Annotated in this window: 2 protein-coding genes; one reads left to right on the forward strand and one right to left on the reverse strand. The window is 69.0% G+C overall.

Annotated elements, in window-relative coordinates; all coding sequences use genetic code 11:
* Positions 1 to 28: 28 nt before the first annotated feature.
* Positions 29 to 1,360 carry an IS701 family transposase gene (locus G6O68_RS31645; protein ID WP_165253718.1) on the reverse strand — a complete coding sequence of 444 codons (1,332 nt, stop codon included), beginning with the start codon at positions 1,358 to 1,360 and terminating at the stop codon, positions 29 to 31.
* Between the two features lie 94 nt (positions 1,361 to 1,454).
* On the opposite strand from G6O68_RS31645, the gene G6O68_RS31650 reads away from it, so the two are divergent.
* Positions 1,455 to 1,871 carry a DUF4279 domain-containing protein gene (locus G6O68_RS31650; RefSeq protein WP_165253720.1) on the forward strand — a complete coding sequence of 139 codons (417 nt, stop codon included), beginning with the start codon at positions 1,455 to 1,457 and terminating at the stop codon, positions 1,869 to 1,871.
* Positions 1,872 to 2,013 lie beyond the last annotated feature (142 nt).

Genomic DNA, 2,013 nt, shown 5'->3' on the forward strand with positions numbered 1-2,013 from the left:
TCCTGGACTTTCTGAGATTGCATGAGCATCAGGCCACGAGCCGCAGCAGCCGGTCCGCGGCGACCTGGATTTCGGCGTCGGACGGGCCGGCCCGCAGGATCGCGAGAATCTCCCCGGCGAGGATTTCGCGGCACCAGGCCCGGCGCTTGTCGGCGTGGCTGGGGCGGCGGGTCGGTTCGTCCCACGGCGACTCCGAGCGGTCCACCAACTCGGCCTCGGATCGTCTCCACGCCCACGCCTCGGTCAGGCTGTAGGTCCAGAGGCAGACGTGGAACGACCCGACGCCGGCGTGGATGAACCGGACCTGCTGCTTCCCGGCACCGACGACCTCCTTCACCTCGCGAAAGGCGATCTCCAGGCTGAAGCGATCGGCGATCGTGGTGAGGACGTCGGCGACCGTGGCCCTGGGGTCGGTGCAGAAGTAGGCCCGCCAGCCGTGAGGCTCGTCGACCAGCACGACCCGGATCACGCCGCCGGCCGGCCGCCACGTCGCCAGGAACGTCTTGTACCGCTTGACCGCGGCCCCGTCGTACAGATCGAAGGAGCCGCGAGACCATCCCCGCCTCTGCCCGGCCCGTTTGGCGAGGTCGACGACGCGCTCGCCGTAGACGCGGGGGCGGCCCCGCCGGCCCGCCGGCCTCGGGCCGGGGACGGTCCGCAGCGCCGCGTCCTTGCGGAGCCGGCTGACGACCGTGACCCCCAGGGCCTTCGCCGGCTTCAGCACGTCCTTCTTGGCGTAGGCCCCGTCGGCGACCAGCCAGATCGGCCGCCTCAGCAGGCCGAGCCAGGGCTTGGCCCATCGCAGGAGTTCGACGGCCATCTCCAGCTTGGTTCGGAACGCGGGCCGATGCTTCGGGTCGATCGCCGGCAGGTCGACCTCGCGGACGTACAGCCGCGACAACAAAGGCAGGCCGATCACGCCCCACCGCCCATGCTCCACGAGCAGCGCCAGCACGACGAAGACGTGGCCGTAGACGTGCGGCGAGCCGGCCGGGCCGGGCGTCGGGTTGTGATGGACGCCGGCCGCCTGGACGTACGGCCCGTAGCGTCGGGTCGGCGTGTCGTCGATCGCCAGCGTCAGCCGCCCCGACCCGGTCGCCAGCGGGGCTATGACCTCGTTCAGAAGGCGGACGGCGATCGAGTCGGCCTTCCTGCCGGCCGCGGCGACGGCGAGGTAGCAGGACTGGAACCGGCCGCTCTGCCTCGCGGCCCGAATCCACGTCGTGACCGTGCGCCTCCCCCGCGCCAGGACCGCGCCGACGAACAGCAAGGCGAGCCTTGGCGCAGAGCGGCGGTCGAGCGGCCCGGCGAGGCGGACGAACCACTGGCAGGGTACGAGCGTCGGATGAGAGGATGTCATCGGGGCCGGCTCCGCTCGGGTCGATGGTCCGGTGTGGTAACCGCCATCGTCCCGCCCGGGCCGGCCACCGTCCACTCATCCTCGTGAGGCTCTCGTGAGCCAGCCGAACGAGCAATACGCCTACTTCGCCGTAACGGGTTCCTTCGACCCGGAGGAGATCTCCTCCAGGGCAGGCGTTGATCCCAGCGATTCCTGGCGCGCAGGTGACCTACACCCCCGGACGAGGATGGAGCGCAAGTTCAGTCGCTGGTCCCTCCACTCACGTCTACCCCGCGACGAGCCATTGGAGGCGCACATCAGGGACGTGCTGGATCAGCTCGATGAGAATGCCGAGGGGTTCGCTTCCCTGTCCCGAGATTACGGCGGGTGCATGCAGCTCGTCGGCTACTTCCACGAGCGCTACCCGGGCCTGCATTTTGACGCCGACCTCGTGGCGGGGCTTGGGAGATACGACTTGAGTGTCGATTTCGACTTCTATGACCTCTGGTCAGACCAACGTGAAGGCACCTGAGCCGACGCCTCGACACACCATCGGGAGGGGAGACTCGGCGACGCGGCGGGTGTGAGGCGCCGAATTTCCAACCCGGTCAGGAACTGAGCCCGTCGAGCAAAGGCGTTGTTGATCCGAATACACAGAATTCCGGAAAGTGCAG

Origin of the sequence: Paludisphaera soli (genome assembly GCF_011064595.1) — a bacterium.
Lineage (GTDB): Bacteria > Planctomycetota > Planctomycetia > Isosphaerales > Isosphaeraceae > Paludisphaera > Paludisphaera soli.